Origin of the sequence: Neptuniibacter sp. QD57_21 (assembly GCF_047778075.1) — a bacterium.
Lineage (GTDB): Bacteria > Pseudomonadota > Gammaproteobacteria > Pseudomonadales > Balneatricaceae > Neptuniibacter.
This window is the reverse complement of record NZ_CP180549.1, coordinates 2,218,362-2,233,032: the sequence shown is the minus strand read 5'-3', so window position 1 is coordinate 2,233,032 and position 14,671 is coordinate 2,218,362. Positions and strand designations below refer to the sequence as shown.

15 protein-coding genes are annotated in these 14,671 nt (G+C 44.9%); 11 read left to right on the top strand and 4 right to left on the bottom strand.

The window, feature by feature from the left end:
- The first annotated feature begins 44 nt into the window (after positions 1 to 44).
- Complete coding sequence (gcvP, locus tag ACMXYS_RS09910; RefSeq protein ID WP_415896398.1) at positions 45 to 2,942, top strand: aminomethyl-transferring glycine dehydrogenase; 2,898 nt, start codon at positions 45 to 47, stop codon at positions 2,940 to 2,942.
- Positions 2,943 to 3,435: 493 nt separating this feature from the next.
- Positions 3,436 to 4,047, top strand: coding sequence for a Yip1 family protein (locus tag ACMXYS_RS09905; RefSeq protein ID WP_415896397.1), 612 nt, complete (start codon positions 3,436 to 3,438; stop codon positions 4,045 to 4,047).
- A 62-nt stretch (positions 4,048 to 4,109) separates the two neighbouring features.
- Here ACMXYS_RS09905 and ACMXYS_RS09900 read toward each other — a convergent pair whose 3' ends face one another.
- The 4 genes from ACMXYS_RS09900 to ACMXYS_RS09885 all read right to left on the bottom strand — a co-directional run bounded on the left by ACMXYS_RS09900 (position 4,110) and on the right by ACMXYS_RS09885 (position 7,344).
- Positions 4,110 to 5,081, bottom strand: a complete 972-nt coding sequence (locus ACMXYS_RS09900; RefSeq protein WP_415884251.1) for a GGDEF domain-containing protein — start codon at positions 5,079 to 5,081, stop codon at positions 4,110 to 4,112.
- 108 nt (positions 5,082 to 5,189) lie between these two features.
- Entirely contained in the window at positions 5,190 to 5,609 is a 420-nt protein-coding gene (locus ACMXYS_RS09895) for a hypothetical protein (RefSeq protein WP_415896396.1), read from the bottom strand.
- A gap of 76 nt (positions 5,610 to 5,685) precedes the next feature.
- Entirely contained in the window at positions 5,686 to 6,174 is a 489-nt protein-coding gene (locus ACMXYS_RS09890) for a DUF1353 domain-containing protein (protein WP_415896395.1), read from the bottom strand.
- Positions 6,175 to 6,213: 39 nt separating this feature from the next.
- Positions 6,214 to 7,344, bottom strand: coding sequence for a GNAT family N-acetyltransferase (locus ACMXYS_RS09885; protein ID WP_415896394.1), 1,131 nt, complete (start codon positions 7,342 to 7,344; stop codon positions 6,214 to 6,216).
- A 135-nt stretch (positions 7,345 to 7,479) separates the two neighbouring features.
- Here ACMXYS_RS09885 and ACMXYS_RS09880 point away from each other — a divergent pair, with 135 nt between their 5' ends.
- The 9 genes from ACMXYS_RS09880 (at position 7,480) to ACMXYS_RS09840 (ending at position 14,495) form a co-directional block, all read left to right on the top strand.
- Positions 7,480 to 7,926 (top strand): HIT domain-containing protein, encoded by a 447-nt coding sequence (locus tag ACMXYS_RS09880; RefSeq protein WP_415887815.1) that lies wholly within the window; start codon positions 7,480 to 7,482, stop codon positions 7,924 to 7,926.
- 158 nt (positions 7,927 to 8,084) lie between these two features.
- Entirely contained in the window at positions 8,085 to 8,321 is a 237-nt protein-coding gene (locus ACMXYS_RS09875) for an FmdB family zinc ribbon protein (protein ID WP_415891008.1), read from the top strand.
- A gap of 77 nt (positions 8,322 to 8,398) precedes the next feature.
- Entirely contained in the window at positions 8,399 to 10,159 is a 1,761-nt protein-coding gene (gene aspS, locus ACMXYS_RS09870; protein WP_415896393.1) for an aspartate--tRNA ligase, read from the top strand.
- A gap of 115 nt (positions 10,160 to 10,274) precedes the next feature.
- The gene (locus ACMXYS_RS09865; RefSeq protein WP_415896392.1) at positions 10,275 to 11,012 is read left to right on the top strand and encodes a YebC/PmpR family DNA-binding transcriptional regulator; all 738 of its coding nucleotides are present in this window, start codon (positions 10,275 to 10,277) and stop codon (positions 11,010 to 11,012) included.
- A 123-nt stretch (positions 11,013 to 11,135) separates the two neighbouring features.
- Positions 11,136 to 11,657 (top strand): crossover junction endodeoxyribonuclease RuvC, encoded by a 522-nt coding sequence (ruvC, locus tag ACMXYS_RS09860; protein WP_415896391.1) that lies wholly within the window; start codon positions 11,136 to 11,138, stop codon positions 11,655 to 11,657.
- 5 nt (positions 11,658 to 11,662) lie between these two features.
- The gene (locus ACMXYS_RS09855) at positions 11,663 to 12,328 is read left to right on the top strand and encodes a trimeric intracellular cation channel family protein (protein WP_415896390.1); all 666 of its coding nucleotides are present in this window, start codon (positions 11,663 to 11,665) and stop codon (positions 12,326 to 12,328) included.
- The gene (gene ruvA, locus ACMXYS_RS09850; protein WP_415884261.1) at positions 12,329 to 12,961 is read left to right on the top strand and encodes a Holliday junction branch migration protein RuvA; all 633 of its coding nucleotides are present in this window, start codon (positions 12,329 to 12,331) and stop codon (positions 12,959 to 12,961) included.
- A 14-nt stretch (positions 12,962 to 12,975) separates the two neighbouring features.
- The gene (gene ruvB, locus ACMXYS_RS09845) at positions 12,976 to 13,986 is read left to right on the top strand and encodes a Holliday junction branch migration DNA helicase RuvB (protein ID WP_415896389.1); all 1,011 of its coding nucleotides are present in this window, start codon (positions 12,976 to 12,978) and stop codon (positions 13,984 to 13,986) included.
- A 131-nt stretch (positions 13,987 to 14,117) separates the two neighbouring features.
- Positions 14,118 to 14,495, top strand: coding sequence for a TraR/DksA family transcriptional regulator (locus tag ACMXYS_RS09840; protein WP_415896388.1), 378 nt, complete (start codon positions 14,118 to 14,120; stop codon positions 14,493 to 14,495).
- Positions 14,496 to 14,671 lie beyond the last annotated feature (176 nt).

The following is a 14,671-nucleotide window of genomic DNA, read 5'->3' as shown; positions in this document are numbered from 1 at the left end:
CTGTTACACATACTTAAATCGATCGGTTACCACAGGTTATTGTTATGGCAGTAGAAACTCGCACTTTGAGTGATCTTCAGCAGACGACTGACTTTACTCGTCGTCATATTGGTCCAGATAGTGAGCAGACTCAGGATATGTTGTCCTTTTTGGGTCTTAACTCAATGGATGAACTGATTACACAGACCGTTCCAGATTCCATCCGCTTAGATGATGCGTTAGATATGGCGGATAGCAAGACTGAAGCTGATGCACTTGCGTATATCAAAACACTAGCTGATAAAAATAAGGTTAATAAATCTTATATTGGTATGGGCTATAGCAATACTTTGGTCCCAAACGTTATCTTGCGTAACGTTATGGAAAACCCAGGTTGGTACACGGCTTATACACCTTACCAGCCAGAAATTGCTCAGGGTCGACTAGAAGCACTGCTTAACTTCCAGCAGATGGTGATGGACCTAACCGGAATGGAATTGGCCAACGCTTCTCTACTTGATGAAGCGACAGCCGCTGCAGAAGCGATGACGCTGTGCAAGCGCTCAAATCGTAAGAAAACCAATACTTATTTTGTTGCTGATGATGTTCACCCACAGACGCTGGACGTTATCAAAACACGTGCCGAATACTTTGGTTACGACATTGTAGTAGGTAACCCGCTAACAGATCTTGAAGCGGCAGATCCATTTGGTGTTCAGCTACAGTACCCAAGTACTTACGGCGATATCACTGATATCAAATCAATTATTGATGCGGCTAAAGGCCAGAAAGCAATGGTTTCCGTTGCTGCTGATATCCTAGCCTTGGTTCTTCTTAAATCACCAGGTGAACTGGGTGCTGATGTTGTACTAGGTTCCTCTCAGCGCTTTGGTGTACCAATGGGCTTTGGTGGTCCACACGCAGCTTTCTTTGCTGCATCTGAAAAGCTAAAACGTTCTGTGCCTGGTCGTATCATCGGTGTATCTATCGATGTAAACGGTAACCAAGCATTGCGTATGGCGATGCAAACACGTGAGCAGCATATCCGTCGTGAGAAGGCGACTTCTAACATCTGTACAGCTCAAGCGTTGCTTGCCAATATGGCTTCTTTCTACGCTGTATATCACGGTCCAGAAGGCCTTAAGACGATTGCAGAGCGCGTACATCGTTTGACGGCTGTGCTTGCTAATGGTCTTAAGGCGAAAGGTGTTGCGGTTAACGACACGTACTTCGATACGTTGACTGTTTCTCTGCCTGAGACTCAAGAGGTTGTTTACCAAAGAGCAATCGATGCGGGTTGTAACTTCCGCAAGGTTGGTTCTGATAAGTTGGGTATCAGCTTGGATGAAACAACATCGTCTGAAGATGTTGCGCAGTTGCTAGACGTTATATTGGGCGACGATCACGGTCTAAGCGTTGCTGAGCTAGATGCAGCAATTGTTGCAGGTGAAGCGACGGGTATCTCTACAGAGATGCGTCGTGAAGATGCAATCCTGACGCACCCGACGTTCAACAGCTACCACAGCGAAACCGACATGCTTCGTTACATGAAGAAGCTAGAGAACAAAGATTACTCTTTGGCGCATGGCATGATCCCACTCGGTTCTTGCACCATGAAGCTAAACGCTACGGCTGAAATGATCCCGGTTACATGGCCTGAGTTTGCAAACATTCACCCGTTTGCACCGGCTGACCAAGTGCAGGGCTATCACCAAATGCTGCACGAACTGGAAGATCAATTGGTAGAGATTACCGGTTACGACAAGGTTTCTTTGCAGCCTAACTCTGGTGCTTCTGGTGAATACGCAGGTCTATTGGCGATTCGTAAGTACCAAGAGTCCGTTGGTGAAGGCCATCGTAATGTTTGCTTGATCCCATCATCTGCGCACGGTACTAACCCTGCTTCTGCTGCAATGATGGATATGAAGATCATTGTGACTAAGTGTGATGACAACGGTAACGTTGATGTTGCTGATCTTCGTGCGCAAGCAGAACTACACAAAGATGATCTATCTTGCTTGATGATCACTTACCCATCTACACACGGTGTTTATGAGGAAGATATCGTAGAAATCTGCGACATCATTCACAAAAACGGCGGTCAGGTGTATATGGATGGCGCGAACATGAATGCGCAGGTAGGTATCTCTAAGCCGGGCGCAATCGGATCTGATGTATCTCACCTAAACCTACACAAAACATTTGCTATCCCGCACGGTGGCGGTGGCCCAGGTATGGGTCCAATCGGCGTTAAGAGCCACTTGGCACCGTTCCTAGCGAGCCACAAAGTAAGCCCAGTTGAAGGCGTAAACCCTGAAAACGGTGCGGTTGCAGCGACGCCTTATGGTTCTGCTTCGATCCTACCGATCACGTGGATGTACAACGTCATGCTAGGTAAGTCTGGCCTTAAAGCATCGACAGAGATGGCGATCCTTAATGCTAACTACATGACTGAGAAATTGGCTGAGCACTATCCGGTACTTTACCGTGGTCGTAATAACAAGGTTGCCCACGAATGTATCGTTGATATTCGCCCAATCAAAGAGGAAAGCGGTGTTACTGAAGAAGATATTGCTAAGCGTCTGATGGACTACGGTTTCCACGCGCCAACCATGTCTTTCCCGGTAGCGGGCACTTTGATGATCGAGCCAACTGAATCGGAATCTAAAGCGGAGATTGATCGCTTTATCGATGCCATGGTTCAGATCCGTGAAGAGATCAACAAAGTACAAAACGGCGAATGGCCTGCGGATAACAACCCGCTGTTTAATGCGCCGCATACGCAATCGGACATTATGAGCGCTGCTTGGGAGCGTCCATATAGTCGTGAAGAGGCTGTGTTCCCGAATGAAGTGACTCGTCAGAACAAGTTCTGGCCGACAGCAAACCGTATCGACAACGTATACGGCGATCGGAACTTTATCTGTTCTTGTCCAGGTATCGAAGCTTATCAAGACCAGTAATTATCTTTGGTTGCGGGGTAATACCTGTAACTAGGTTAAAAAGTCGAACTACTGGTCTTGAACCAAGTGAACCGGAGATCCACTTGGTTTAATTCAGCGAGAGCCAATCTGTGCCGGCTTGAGCTGAACAGCGGGTAAAACGTCAGATTTACCCGTTACTCCCGCAGTTACCAGGGGGGAATCTGGTAACTGCAACTTTCTATTTTATAGGTCGTTAGAGTGGATTTGGTGTCTACTCGAAATTGGTGTGCTCCCAGCCTTGTGTTGGAGCTTTTTGCGGGGCTAATTTAGCCCCGTTTTTTTTGATCTTTAAAAATATCCATCAGATCACTAAGTATCTTTAGAGATTTTCAAGATGCATCGTCGGTGAACAGCTGCGTTCTCAACTAAAATAACTGTATGAAAAATGATCTGTTTTTCATTGGGAGCGTAATGGCTAGAGGCAACTCGAAGCTAATAACTCGCAAAATAACAAGCCTAAGAGGTGATCATTATGCTGCTGAGTCACATACCCGGAATGTTTACCCACCCTGATGCAGAGTGGGAATTGATCAAAAAAGAGCACAGTAATCCCAGTCGTATCTATATGGCCTATACCTGTTTATTGGCGCTTATAGGTCCTGTGTGTGCTTACATTTCTACAACTCAATTTGGTTGGCGTGTCGGTGATGGTGAGCTGATTAAGCTTACTGCAATCAGTGCATTGCAATTGAACGTTTTAACCTATGTAGCAATCCTTGTTGGTGTGTTTGGTTTAGGCTGGATGATTGACTGGATGTCAAAAACTTACGGTAGTGGTCATGATGATTACGCGGCTAATGGTATTGCTTTAGCTGCTTATTCTTGTACGCCGCTTTTCTTAGCTGGCTTTATCTCTTTATACCCCGTTCCATGGGCTAACATGTTGGTATATTTAGCGGCAGCTGCGTATACAGGCTATCTGATCTATGACGGTTTACCACATGTGTTGGGTATCGATAAAGATCAGGCTTTCTTCTTCTGTGGAGCAATTCTGGCGGTAGGGCTTGTCTATTTGGTTATTACTCGCGTAGGTACAGTGATTGTGTGGAACCTTGGGTTCGCACCGGTATTTATCTCTGGGTGATAAGGTTACTGAAACGAAAAAGAGCAGCTTATAAGCTGCTCTTTTTGTTTTTGATGAGTGTTTTAGAAAAGCTCTACGTCATCATCGGGTACTTCAATTCGAGAGCTAACTTCGTTGAAGTGTACAATGAGGTTTCGGCCGTTGTTTTTTGCGTGGTATAGCGCTCGGTCGGCTTGCTCAAAGTGCAGCATTGGAGGTGTAACCGGGTCAATCTCTGTATAGCCAACACTTACAGTTAGTTTGCCTGATGGGAATGTGTAATCCTGAACTGCTTTGTGGAAGCGTTCGAGTATTTGTAGAGCTTGATCTTGATCGGCATTGTTCAGTATGACGACAAACTCTTCGCCGCCATAACGGAACAGAAAATCGGTATAACGGAAGGTTTTCTTCATTAGTTCGGCAAAGTGAAGCAGAACTTCATCTCCATAGAGATGGCCGAAGGTATCATTAATATTTTTGAAGTGGTCAATATCGAGAACAACCATCCAGGATGAGTTTATGTGGTTGTTCTTATGGCCGCGGTGAAACGCTACGACCTCGTTAAGGCTTAATTCCATGGTTTGTCGGTTAGGTAAGCCTGTTAACATATCGCGCTCTTTTGCATCTAATAATGCAACCTGCTTTTCATAGATGCTGAAGACACCTTCGATCAAAACCATATCCGTTTCAGATACTTTGCCCGTGATCAAAATGATACGTCGAGGAATAACATCTTTAGTAATGTCTAAGAATATATAGTCTTCACCTTTGAACTTCATGCATGCTACACCGCCTTTACTTTTTGGCAGCGTTTTGAGCATGAGATCGCTATGCCGATCTTCAAATGATTCATCTAAGGTAATTGGAAAGCGTCTGATGGAAAGGCCGGTATCGGACTTAGCATCACCGAAAATTTCATACGATACCGCATCCTCTACGCCTTCTAGAGAACAGAAGTAGTGAAGAACTGCATGGGTCAGCGAATTATAAGATTTATGCGCTAGAAACTTTGCGGATAATTCAAACGCTTGTTTGATGTGAAGGTGTTCGCTCATAGTTACTACTTAACGCTACAAGGCCCGTAGAAATTAGGTTTCTATAAATTGTAGCAGTCTACACGATATTTCTGAATAAACGGTTAATATAAATTAGTCTTGTCTGTTTTATTTGCTTTTTATCTCCTGCCATTTGCTGTTTGCATCCTTCAAAACTGCAAAATATTCCTCTTCAAATTCTGTGCGATCAAAAGCTCCTTCGCATTCAGCTGTGAGTTCCATTTTGCTTTTCAGGTCTAATAAGCGATTTCTTATTTCTATCTCCATGATCCACAAGTTTTCTGGGCCCCTTAAAAGCGTGTATCCGGTAATGACAGGTAGGAATATCGCTAAAAGGGCTGTGAGCTTGGCAGAAGAAAGGTTGAGTATTTCGAAAGAGAAATTGGCGCAGATCGCAATCGCGACCGATGTGAATGAGGAGATAAACCAAAGCGTGTGGTTCATCTTTTTATGCCTAGCAGCATGTTTGGCAAACCAGTTGGCTTGGGTTTGAATTTTCTTATAGAGAGTATCTTCCATGATATTCATAGATTGGGCTCTTAAAAGTTAGAAAGAGCGCAACTGCTTATATGCGCTATGAATGTTTGATTGTTTCCAATAGGGATTATTTTGCGACTTGCTCGATAACGGGTTGAGCATTGGTTTTGCGGTGTTGTCTCCAGGTATACCAGCCGCCTAAGGCAAGGGCTAACCAGGCGAGTGTGTCGATTATTGCAACGCCATTGATATCAATCCCGGTTTCACGAAATACTCGATCCCAATGGGATTTGCCAGCACCTGCTTTGTAGGCATAGCGTTTACCGTTTTCATCTATCCCGATGAGTTGGTCATATTTGTAGGCGTAGTCATGAATTAAGCCCGGTAGGAATAAAAGGCCAGTGGGTGAGAGTATGGCCCAAAGAGGGCGGGGAATGGATGCACCATCAAATTCGAAGCCTTTAGGTATCACTATCTTGGTGCCGTCACGCATCGTGTAGGTCCAGTCTTCAGTTAATACCCATTTTCGTACAGCAAATATCCAACGTAGGATTCGAATAATAAGGGATTCGTTTTTGGTTTTTATAGGTAGGGGACGAATAGTTGGCATATTCATCACATGACTCCTTGTCTTGTTGTTTAACTCCTTTCTACATTATAGCGCTTTGTAGGGTAAATACTTTTGCAGTTGCTCGATCTGTTCATCAATCGCGGAGGTCTCTTCATCAATAAACTGCTGTACTGCTTTATTGAATCCAACCTCCTTAAGCCAGTGGACCGAATACGTCGGTACAGGGGTGAATCCTCGCTGTATTTTATGCTCTCCCTGAGCGCCAGAATCAAATCGCTTTAACCCCAGACTAATACAATACTCAATACCTTGGTAGTAGCAGGTTTCGAAATGAAGACTGTCGTATTCATCAAAACAACCCCAGTATCGCCCGTATAAGGTGGTGGAATCTTGTAGTGACAGTGCGCCTGCAACCGGTGTTTCGTCTTTGTAAGCTAAAACGAGTAAGAGGTTTTCAGGCATGGTCTGTTTTAATTGGGTGAAAAACGATTTACTGAGATAGGCTTCGCGTCCGCGTTTAAGATAGGTTAGGCGGTAAAAATCATAAAAAGTGTCAATCTCGTTATCGGTTATATCTTTGCCCTGAATTTGGCGATGAGTGATGCCTTGCTCATCGATCTTTTTGCGCTCTTTATTTAGGTTTTTACGCTTACGAGACGTTAGGTTTTGCAGAAAGTCATCGTAGGTCGAGTAGTCTTGATTAAACCACTGGTACTGACAGCCCTTACGGATCATGTAGTTTGCGCTATCCAGCGAGTCCGCTTCCTTCTTTGATGGGAAGAGTAGGTGCCAAGAGTTAGCTTTGAAATGTTGGCATAGCTGTGGAATGGCTTGGCTCAAACTTTCAAATAAAGGCTCTATAGGTTGTTTTGTTAATAACCTCGGACCACCCACAGGAGAGAATGGGATTGATGATACGAGTTTTGGGTAATAGTCCATGCCATAACGTTCGTAAGCTTCTGCCCAAGCCCAATCAAATACATATTCACCGTAGGAATGATTCTTAAGATAGAGCGGCACTATGGCTACAGTTATACCGTTATCTTGAAGTTGGATGTGAAGGGGCTGCCAGCCTGTTTTCGCACTTACGCTGCCTGATTCCTCAAGTGCGTGGAGGAATTCGTATCGGCAAAAAGGGTAATCAGAGGGAAGGAGGTTGTTCCAAGTGTCTGGGCCTATTTCACTGATTTTATGGCAAATTTTTATTTCTAACATATCGCGGCTTCGGTTTTGTGTTGCTAAGCTAAATAGTGTTGGGGCGACGCGTTATCTATTTGAATCGAGAAGGATGTCAGTGTCAAAGCCATTGTTTTGTATAAGGCCCCTAGAGAAGATGATAGGAGTATTGTAATGGACGAATTAGAGCTTGAGTTTGAACTTCACCCGCAGTTAGCCGCTGATTGTATAGTGTTAGGGGATTTTCCGATTAGTCGGCTCTTACTGTTAAACGATGCTAATTATCCTTGGTTTATTTTGGTGCCAAGGCGTGCAGGTGCAACAGAAATCTATCATCTTTCTGATGATGAGCAATGCGAGTTAATCAAGGAATCATCTTTCTTGGCATCTAACTTGGCAGATAGTTTTGCTGCTAGAAAAATGAATGTAGCGTCTTTGGGGAATATAGTGCCGCAATTACACCTTCATCATATCGTTCGTTATGAGACTGATAAGGCTTGGCCTGGGCCTGTTTGGGGTAAGGTGCCAGCGGAGCCGTATACAGCTGAACAGATTCATGAAATTAGACGAAAACTAGAAGCGTTAATGTCTGGTGAGCTGGAATTTGTACCGGAAGAATAAGCTTCATTTAGCTTCATTGAAAATTAGTCACCTGTATTTTAAATCTTTAGGGCCTCAATCCCATTTGGGGCCTGTTCCCTCTGCTTAAATAAGGTATAATCCGCCGTTTTTAAAATACGCTTCCTGCGTTTAGGAAGTTTCGATCGGGTTTATTTCCAATGCCAATCTTTGATTTTCAGTGTGACAGCTGTGGTCACGAGTTTGAAAAACTTGTTCTTAAAAGTGATGCGCCTGCGCCTGCATGTGTTTCCTGCGCAAGTGAGGAAGTGACCAAAAAAGTATCGGCTCCGGGTTTTCGCCTTTCTGGTTCCGGCTGGTACGAGACAGATTTTAAAACCGGCAAGAAGAAAAATCTTGCAGGTGGTTCCGGTGCTTCGTCAGGTACAGACAGCTAACTCCGGATAGATAAAGTATTAATTCATTGACCGTTTGGTGAAAACCAAACCGAGACAGTTAACAGGAACAGTAAATTATGCGCAGTCATTATTGCGGCGATCTCAGAAAAGAGCATATCGGCGAAGACATTACCCTTTGTGGTTGGGTTCATCGTCGTCGTGACCACGGTGGTGTTATCTTCCTAGACGTGCGTGACCGTGAAGGTCTAGCACAGGTTGTATTTGATCCAGATCGTGAAGAGAGCTTCGCGCTAGCAGATAGCTGCCGTAATGAATTCGTAGTTGAGATCAAAGGTACTGTTCGTGGTCGTCCAGAAGGCACGATCAACTCTGAAATGCCAACAGGTGAGATCGAAGTTCTAGGTAAAGAGCTTGTTATCCTAAACAAGTCTGAAACACCTCCGTTCCAGTTGGATGAGCACCAAAACGTTGGTGAAGATGTGCGTCTACGTAATCGTTACATCGATCTACGTCGTCCAGAAATGCAGGAAAAGCTACGTTTCCGTTCTAAAGTATCTAACGCGATCCGTAACTACCTAGATGATAATGGTTTCCTAGATATCGAAACGCCGATTCTAAACCGTGCTACACCTGAAGGTGCCCGTGACTACCTAGTGCCAAGCCGTGTTCATGATGGTCAGTTCTTCGCGCTGCCGCAGTCTCCACAGCTATTTAAACAGTTGTTGATGGTGTCTGGTTTCGACCGTTACTACCAGATCGCTAAATGCTTCCGTGATGAAGATTTGCGTGCTGACCGACAGCCTGAATTCACTCAGATCGATATCGAAACTTCGTTCATGGACGAAGAAGGTATCATGGGTCTGACTGAAACTATGATCCGCAAGCTGTTCCTTGAGCTGAAAGGTGTGGATTTGGGTGATTTCCCACGCATGCCTTACTCAGAAGCGATGCAGCGTTACGGTTCTGATAAGCCAGATCTTCGTTACCCAATGGAATTGGTTGACGTTGCTGACCTAATGGCGGATATCGAATTTAAAGTATTCGCAGGCCCAGCAAACGATCCTAAGTGCCGCGTAACTGCACTTAAAGTACCTAGTGGCGCTAAGCTGACTCGTAAGAATATTGATGATTACACTAAGTACGTAAGCATCTACGGTGCTAAAGGTCTTGCTTGGATCAAGGTTAACGAAATTGAAAACGGCGTTAACGGCCTACAGTCTCCAATTATCAAGTTCCTAGGTGATGAAGTGACTATGTCGATCATGGATCGTCTAGGCGTTGAAAATGGTGACATCGTATTCTTCGGTGCTGACAAAGCTAAGGTGGTTTCTGAAGCGCTTGGTGCTCTACGTATCAAAGTGGGTGAAGATCTTGAGATGGCTCAGTGTGAGTGGGCACCTCTATGGGTTGTTGATTTCCCAATGTTCGAAGAAACAGATGGCGGCCTAACAGCGCTTCATCACCCATTCACTGCGCCAAGCTGCTCTCCAGAAGAGCTTAAAGCGAATCCGCTAGAAGCGCTATCTCGTGCATACGACATGGTACTTAATGGCTGTGAGCTTGGTGGTGGTTCTGTTCGTATTCACGATCAGGCGATGCAAGCAACAGTACTGGAGATTCTAGGTATCTCTGATGAAGAAGCTGACGACAAGTTTGGCTTCCTACTAAACGCATTGCAGTACGGTGCGCCTCCGCACGGTGGTTTGGCGTTTGGTCTTGATCGTTTGATCATGCTGATGACTGGCACTGACTCTATCCGTGAAGTAATTGCTTTCCCTAAAACGCAAAGTGCATCTTGTATGATGACTGAAGCGCCAGGTGAAGTAAGTGCTGCACAACTACGCGAATTGAACATTAAGCTACGTAAAACACCTTAATAGCATCGCGTTGTCCTAGTTCAAGCTAGGGATCGGTTAAAACTAAAAAGCTGCCTTCGGGCGGCTTTTTTTGTTTATATTGGATAAAAAATAATAACGAAAGGGAGTAGGGGTTATGGCAGGTCACTCTAAATGGGCCAATATCAAACACCGTAAAGCGGCACAGGACGCAAAGCGCGGAAAGATTTTTACCAAGCTCATTCGAGAGCTGGTGGTTGCAGCAAAAGAAGGTGGTGGTAACCCAGACGATAATCCGCGGCTGCGCGCAGCGGTTGATAAAGCTCTTGGCGCTAATATGAAGCGCGACACTATCGATAAGGCAATTCACCGTGGTGCTGGTGGCGGTGAAGGTGAGCATTACGACGAGTTAACCTACGAGGGTTATGGTTCTAACGGTGTGGCCATCCTAGTTGAGTGTATGACAGATAACGTTAATCGGACTGTGGCGGCAGTGCGTGCTGCATTTAATAAGTACAACGGTAATCTTGGTACGAGTGGTTCAGTTGCCTATCTGTTCAATAAAAAAGGCCAGATCACCTTTGTAGAAATAGATGAAGAAACCATCATGGATGCAGCGCTAGAAGCGGGTGCGGATGATGTTGTTGCCAACGACGACGGCTTGATAGATGTATTCACTGATTGGCATGACTTTCTCGATGTTAAACAGGCTCTCGTAGATGCAGGTCTTGAGCCTGTGCATGCTGAAGTGGCGATGATTCCGTCAACAGCCGTTGAGCTTGATGTGGATACGGCGCGAAAAGTACTGAAGCTAATCGATGTATTGGATGATCTGGATGACTCCCAGAATGTATACCACAACGCGATTATTCCAGAAGAAGCAATGGAGGGCTGATTCGTAAAGTATTATGGCTGGTCGACGTCTCTATTTCTTCTGTGTTGTTTGCTTCAAAATCACTTTGTAAACCAAGACTAGTCCTGTATGCTTGCCTGTATAAATAACCAGTAAATGAGTTTGATGCTGATATTAGGAATAGACCCAGGATCCCGAATCACCGGTTACGGTGTAATTAACTGCGTTGGCAATAAAAATGAGTATGTTGCCAGTGGCTGTATTCGTATTAAAGGTGATGAATTACCAGAGCGATTACAGCAGGTGTATACGGGGGTATCGGAAGTGATCGAGCGCTATTGTCCGCAAGAGTTCGCTATTGAGCAGGTGTTTATGGCGCGTAATGCCGACTCTGCACTTAAGCTTGGTCAGGCGCGTGGTGTCGCTATTGTTGCAGGCACTAATGCTGAGTTGCCGGTATACGAATATGCTGCTCGTAAAGTTAAACAGTCGGTCGTAGGTAAAGGCTCGGCTGATAAATCACAAGTTCAGCATATGGTGGCGCATATTCTAAAATTACCAGGTTTACCGCAAGCGGATGCTGCCGATGCACTCGCAATTGCACTCTGTCATGCGCATACTCGTAATAGCTTAATTAAAACAGCAGGTTCTATGTCTAGTCGCAATGCCAGTTGGAGGCGTCAATAAACCTCATGAATGAGATGTCTTACGCTGATTTTATCTATATAGCTGATCTAATTGGAGTTGCAGTATTTGCAACTGCAGGGGCATTAGCAGCTCAAGGTAAGCAGTTGGATATTCTAGGAGTGGTTGTTTTAGCGATAGTGACGGCTTTAGGTGGCGGCACGATTCGCGATATTACCTTAGATATTCATCCTGTTGTGTGGGTGGCTGATACCTCTTATTTATGGACTGCAATTATATCTGCGGTCGTTGCTTTCTTTGTTTGTCGATATATTCAGTACCCTCGACGCACTTTGTTAGTGTTGGATGCTATGGGGCTGGCGTTGTTTGCCGTGTTAGGTGCCGAAAAAGCCTTAGGTCTTGGTTTGCCACCGATTATTGTTGTAATGATGGCCGTTATCACCGGTTGTGCTGGTGGTATGATCCGAGATCTTTTAACTGGGCAGATACCGCTGATTTTACAGCGAGATGGTGAGCTGTATGCGACCTGTGCATTAGCAGGCTCGGTATTTTTTGTGGTGTTTCAGTCGTATATTCCTGGGCAGCCAGTCGCGCTGATCTCTATGGTAATCATCTTTGTATTGCGTATGGCTGCGATGTTCGCAGATCTCAGGTTGCCTGAATTTATTGTGGCAGGTCATAAGCTCGAAAAATTGGATAAGGATAAAAAGTAAGTGATTGGTCGATTAAAAGGTGAGTTGTTAGAAAAGCAGCCTCCACAGTTAGTGATTGATGTAAATGGTGTGGGCTACGAAGTGGAAGCTTCTATGAACACATTTTATCGACTACCTGAAGTTGGATTACAGGTGACCCTCTTTACTCACTTTGTTGTACGAGAGGATGCGCAGTTACTTTATGGCTTTATCGATAAGCAAGAGCGTTCGCTTTTTAGAACCTTGATTAAGGCTAATGGTGTTGGGCCGAAATTGGCGATCACTATCCTGTCCGGTATTTCTACAACTGAGTTCGTGCGTTGCGTAAATGATGGTGATACCGCGTCTTTGATTAAGTTGCCGGGTGTTGGTAAGAAGACAGCTGAACGCTTAATTGTAGAGATGAAAGACAAGATTAAAGCGCTTGGGTTGGAATCTTCGGATGAGTTTCAGTTGTCGGCAGCAGATGGCCCCGATATGGCGTCATTCGAAACGGTTAGTGATAACCGCGCTGAAGCTGAAAGTGCATTGGTTGCGTTGGGCTATAAGCCGGTTCAGGCAACTAAGTCGATTGAGCAGGCGCATAAATCGCTTGGTTCTGGTGCGAGCTGTGAAGATCTTATTCGCGTTGCTTTACGCTCCATGGTTGGTTAATAGAGTAAAAAATTATGATTGAAGCTGATCGTTTTATCTCGCCTTTAAGTAACCCAGTAGAAGAAGCGCATGATCGCGCTATCCGCCCTAAAGCGTTGGAGGATTACGTTGGCCAGCCTGTTGTTCGTGAGCAGATGGAGATCTTCATCCAAGCGGCAAAGATGCGTAATGAGGCGTTAGATCATACTTTGATATTTGGCCCGCCAGGTTTGGGTAAAACAACTTTAGCGAACATCATTGCCAATGAAATGGGCTCGGAGATCAAAACTACTTCTGGCCCGGTGCTTGAAAAAGCAGGGGACCTTGCTGCGTTGTTGACCAATCTTGAGCCAAATGACGTTCTTTTTATCGATGAAATTCACCGTCTAAGCCCGAATGTTGAAGAGGTGCTCTATCCAGCAATGGAAGATTACCAGCTGGATATTATGATTGGTGAAGGCCCTGCAGCACGTTCTATCAAGTTAGAGCTACCTCCATTTACATTAGTAGGTGCGACAACACGCGCAGGTTTGCTGACCTCTCCGTTGCGTGATCGTTTCGGTATTGTGCAGCGCTTAGAGTTTTATAACGTTGAAGATCTGACCAGTATCGTTGCTCGATCAGCTGATCTTTCGGGTACTAAAATCGATACGCAAGGTGCGTGCGAAGTGGCAAAACGCTCTCGCGGTACGCCGCGTATTGCTAACCGTTTGTTACGCCGTGCCCGTGATTACGCAGAAGTAAAAGGTGATGGTGTAATTGATAGCGATATCGCCGATCGTGCACTGAATATGTTGAACGTCGATCACCATGGCTTCGATCATCTCGATCGTCGTATGTTGCTGACTATGATTGAAAAATTTGGTGGCGGTCCTGTCGGTGTAGAAAGCCTTGCTGCTGCAATTAGTGAGGAGCGTGACACCATTGAAGATGTGCTAGAGCCTTATCTAATTCAGCAAGGGTTTGTGATGCGCACGCCGCGTGGTCGTGTTGTAACTGATCATGCTTACCAGCACTTCGGAATCGCCAAGCCCGAAGAGGCTTAAAATACGATCTGGATCAATAAACCCTATAAAAAATAGGATTTGTTGGTTAATCTGACATCAATCAAGATACGACAGAAGAAAAGCCGTCTAATATGCCTGCCAAATAACTGAAAAAAATAACAGGTAACAATATGACGGCCATACTTCGTAATGCAGAGATTACTGCATTCCGACTTGAGCTTAATCGTTTACTTATTCAGCTGAAAGCCGAGCTCGAAGAGGAGTTGCGAGATCAAATCTCATCCACTTCTGTGTCCGAAGTGCGAGATATTGGTGAAGAAGTCGAGCATACTGTTGAATTGGAACGGCAGTTTGAAGCGCTCCAACGTCACCATGATGAAATAGCTGAATGCCAAGCTGCGCTTAAGCGTATTGAAGAGGGTAGTTTTGGAGAATGCATCAACTGTGGTGAAGAGATTGAGCTTACACGTCTTAAGGCTAATCCTACTGCATCACGCTGTATTCGCTGCCAATCTATTCACGAATCTGCGTTAAAGAAAATCGCCTAGATCTATTCGCCAGCTATCTAATCTGATGGCTGGCAACACCCTTACAAACAGCTAATTCAAACGCTGGTTTTTCCTTGTATTAATCGCCATGACTGTTATTGTTGTGCCTTCATTTTTTTATCTATTAAATGGATGGAACTTATTGGTTTTTGACGAATCACAAAGCCGGTAAATTA

Excerpts from the sequence above, each read along its gene's own strand:
- gcvP (WP_415896398.1), top strand. The coding sequence starts at position 45 with ATGGCAGTAGAAACTCGCACTTTGAGTGATCTTCAGCAGACGACTGAC.
- ACMXYS_RS09905 (WP_415896397.1), top strand. The coding sequence starts at position 3,436 with ATGCTGCTGAGTCACATACCCGGAATGTTTACCCACCCTGATGCAGAG.
- ACMXYS_RS09900 (WP_415884251.1), bottom strand. The coding sequence starts at position 5,081 with ATGAGCGAACACCTTCACATCAAACAAGCGTTTGAATTATCCGCAAAG.
- ACMXYS_RS09895 (WP_415896396.1), bottom strand. The coding sequence starts at position 5,609 with ATGAATATCATGGAAGATACTCTCTATAAGAAAATTCAAACCCAAGCC.
- ACMXYS_RS09890 (WP_415896395.1), bottom strand. The coding sequence starts at position 6,174 with ATGAATATGCCAACTATTCGTCCCCTACCTATAAAAACCAAAAACGAA.
- ACMXYS_RS09885 (WP_415896394.1), bottom strand. The coding sequence starts at position 7,344 with ATGTTAGAAATAAAAATTTGCCATAAAATCAGTGAAATAGGCCCAGAC.
- ACMXYS_RS09880 (WP_415887815.1), top strand. The coding sequence starts at position 7,480 with ATGGACGAATTAGAGCTTGAGTTTGAACTTCACCCGCAGTTAGCCGCT.
- ACMXYS_RS09875 (WP_415891008.1), top strand. The coding sequence starts at position 8,085 with ATGCCAATCTTTGATTTTCAGTGTGACAGCTGTGGTCACGAGTTTGAA.
- aspS (WP_415896393.1), top strand. The coding sequence starts at position 8,399 with ATGCGCAGTCATTATTGCGGCGATCTCAGAAAAGAGCATATCGGCGAA.
- ACMXYS_RS09865 (WP_415896392.1), top strand. The coding sequence starts at position 10,275 with ATGGCAGGTCACTCTAAATGGGCCAATATCAAACACCGTAAAGCGGCA.
- ruvC (WP_415896391.1), top strand. The coding sequence starts at position 11,136 with ATGCTGATATTAGGAATAGACCCAGGATCCCGAATCACCGGTTACGGT.
- ACMXYS_RS09855 (WP_415896390.1), top strand. The coding sequence starts at position 11,663 with ATGAATGAGATGTCTTACGCTGATTTTATCTATATAGCTGATCTAATT.
- ruvB (WP_415896389.1), top strand. The coding sequence starts at position 12,976 with ATGATTGAAGCTGATCGTTTTATCTCGCCTTTAAGTAACCCAGTAGAA.
- ACMXYS_RS09840 (WP_415896388.1), top strand. The coding sequence starts at position 14,118 with ATGACGGCCATACTTCGTAATGCAGAGATTACTGCATTCCGACTTGAG.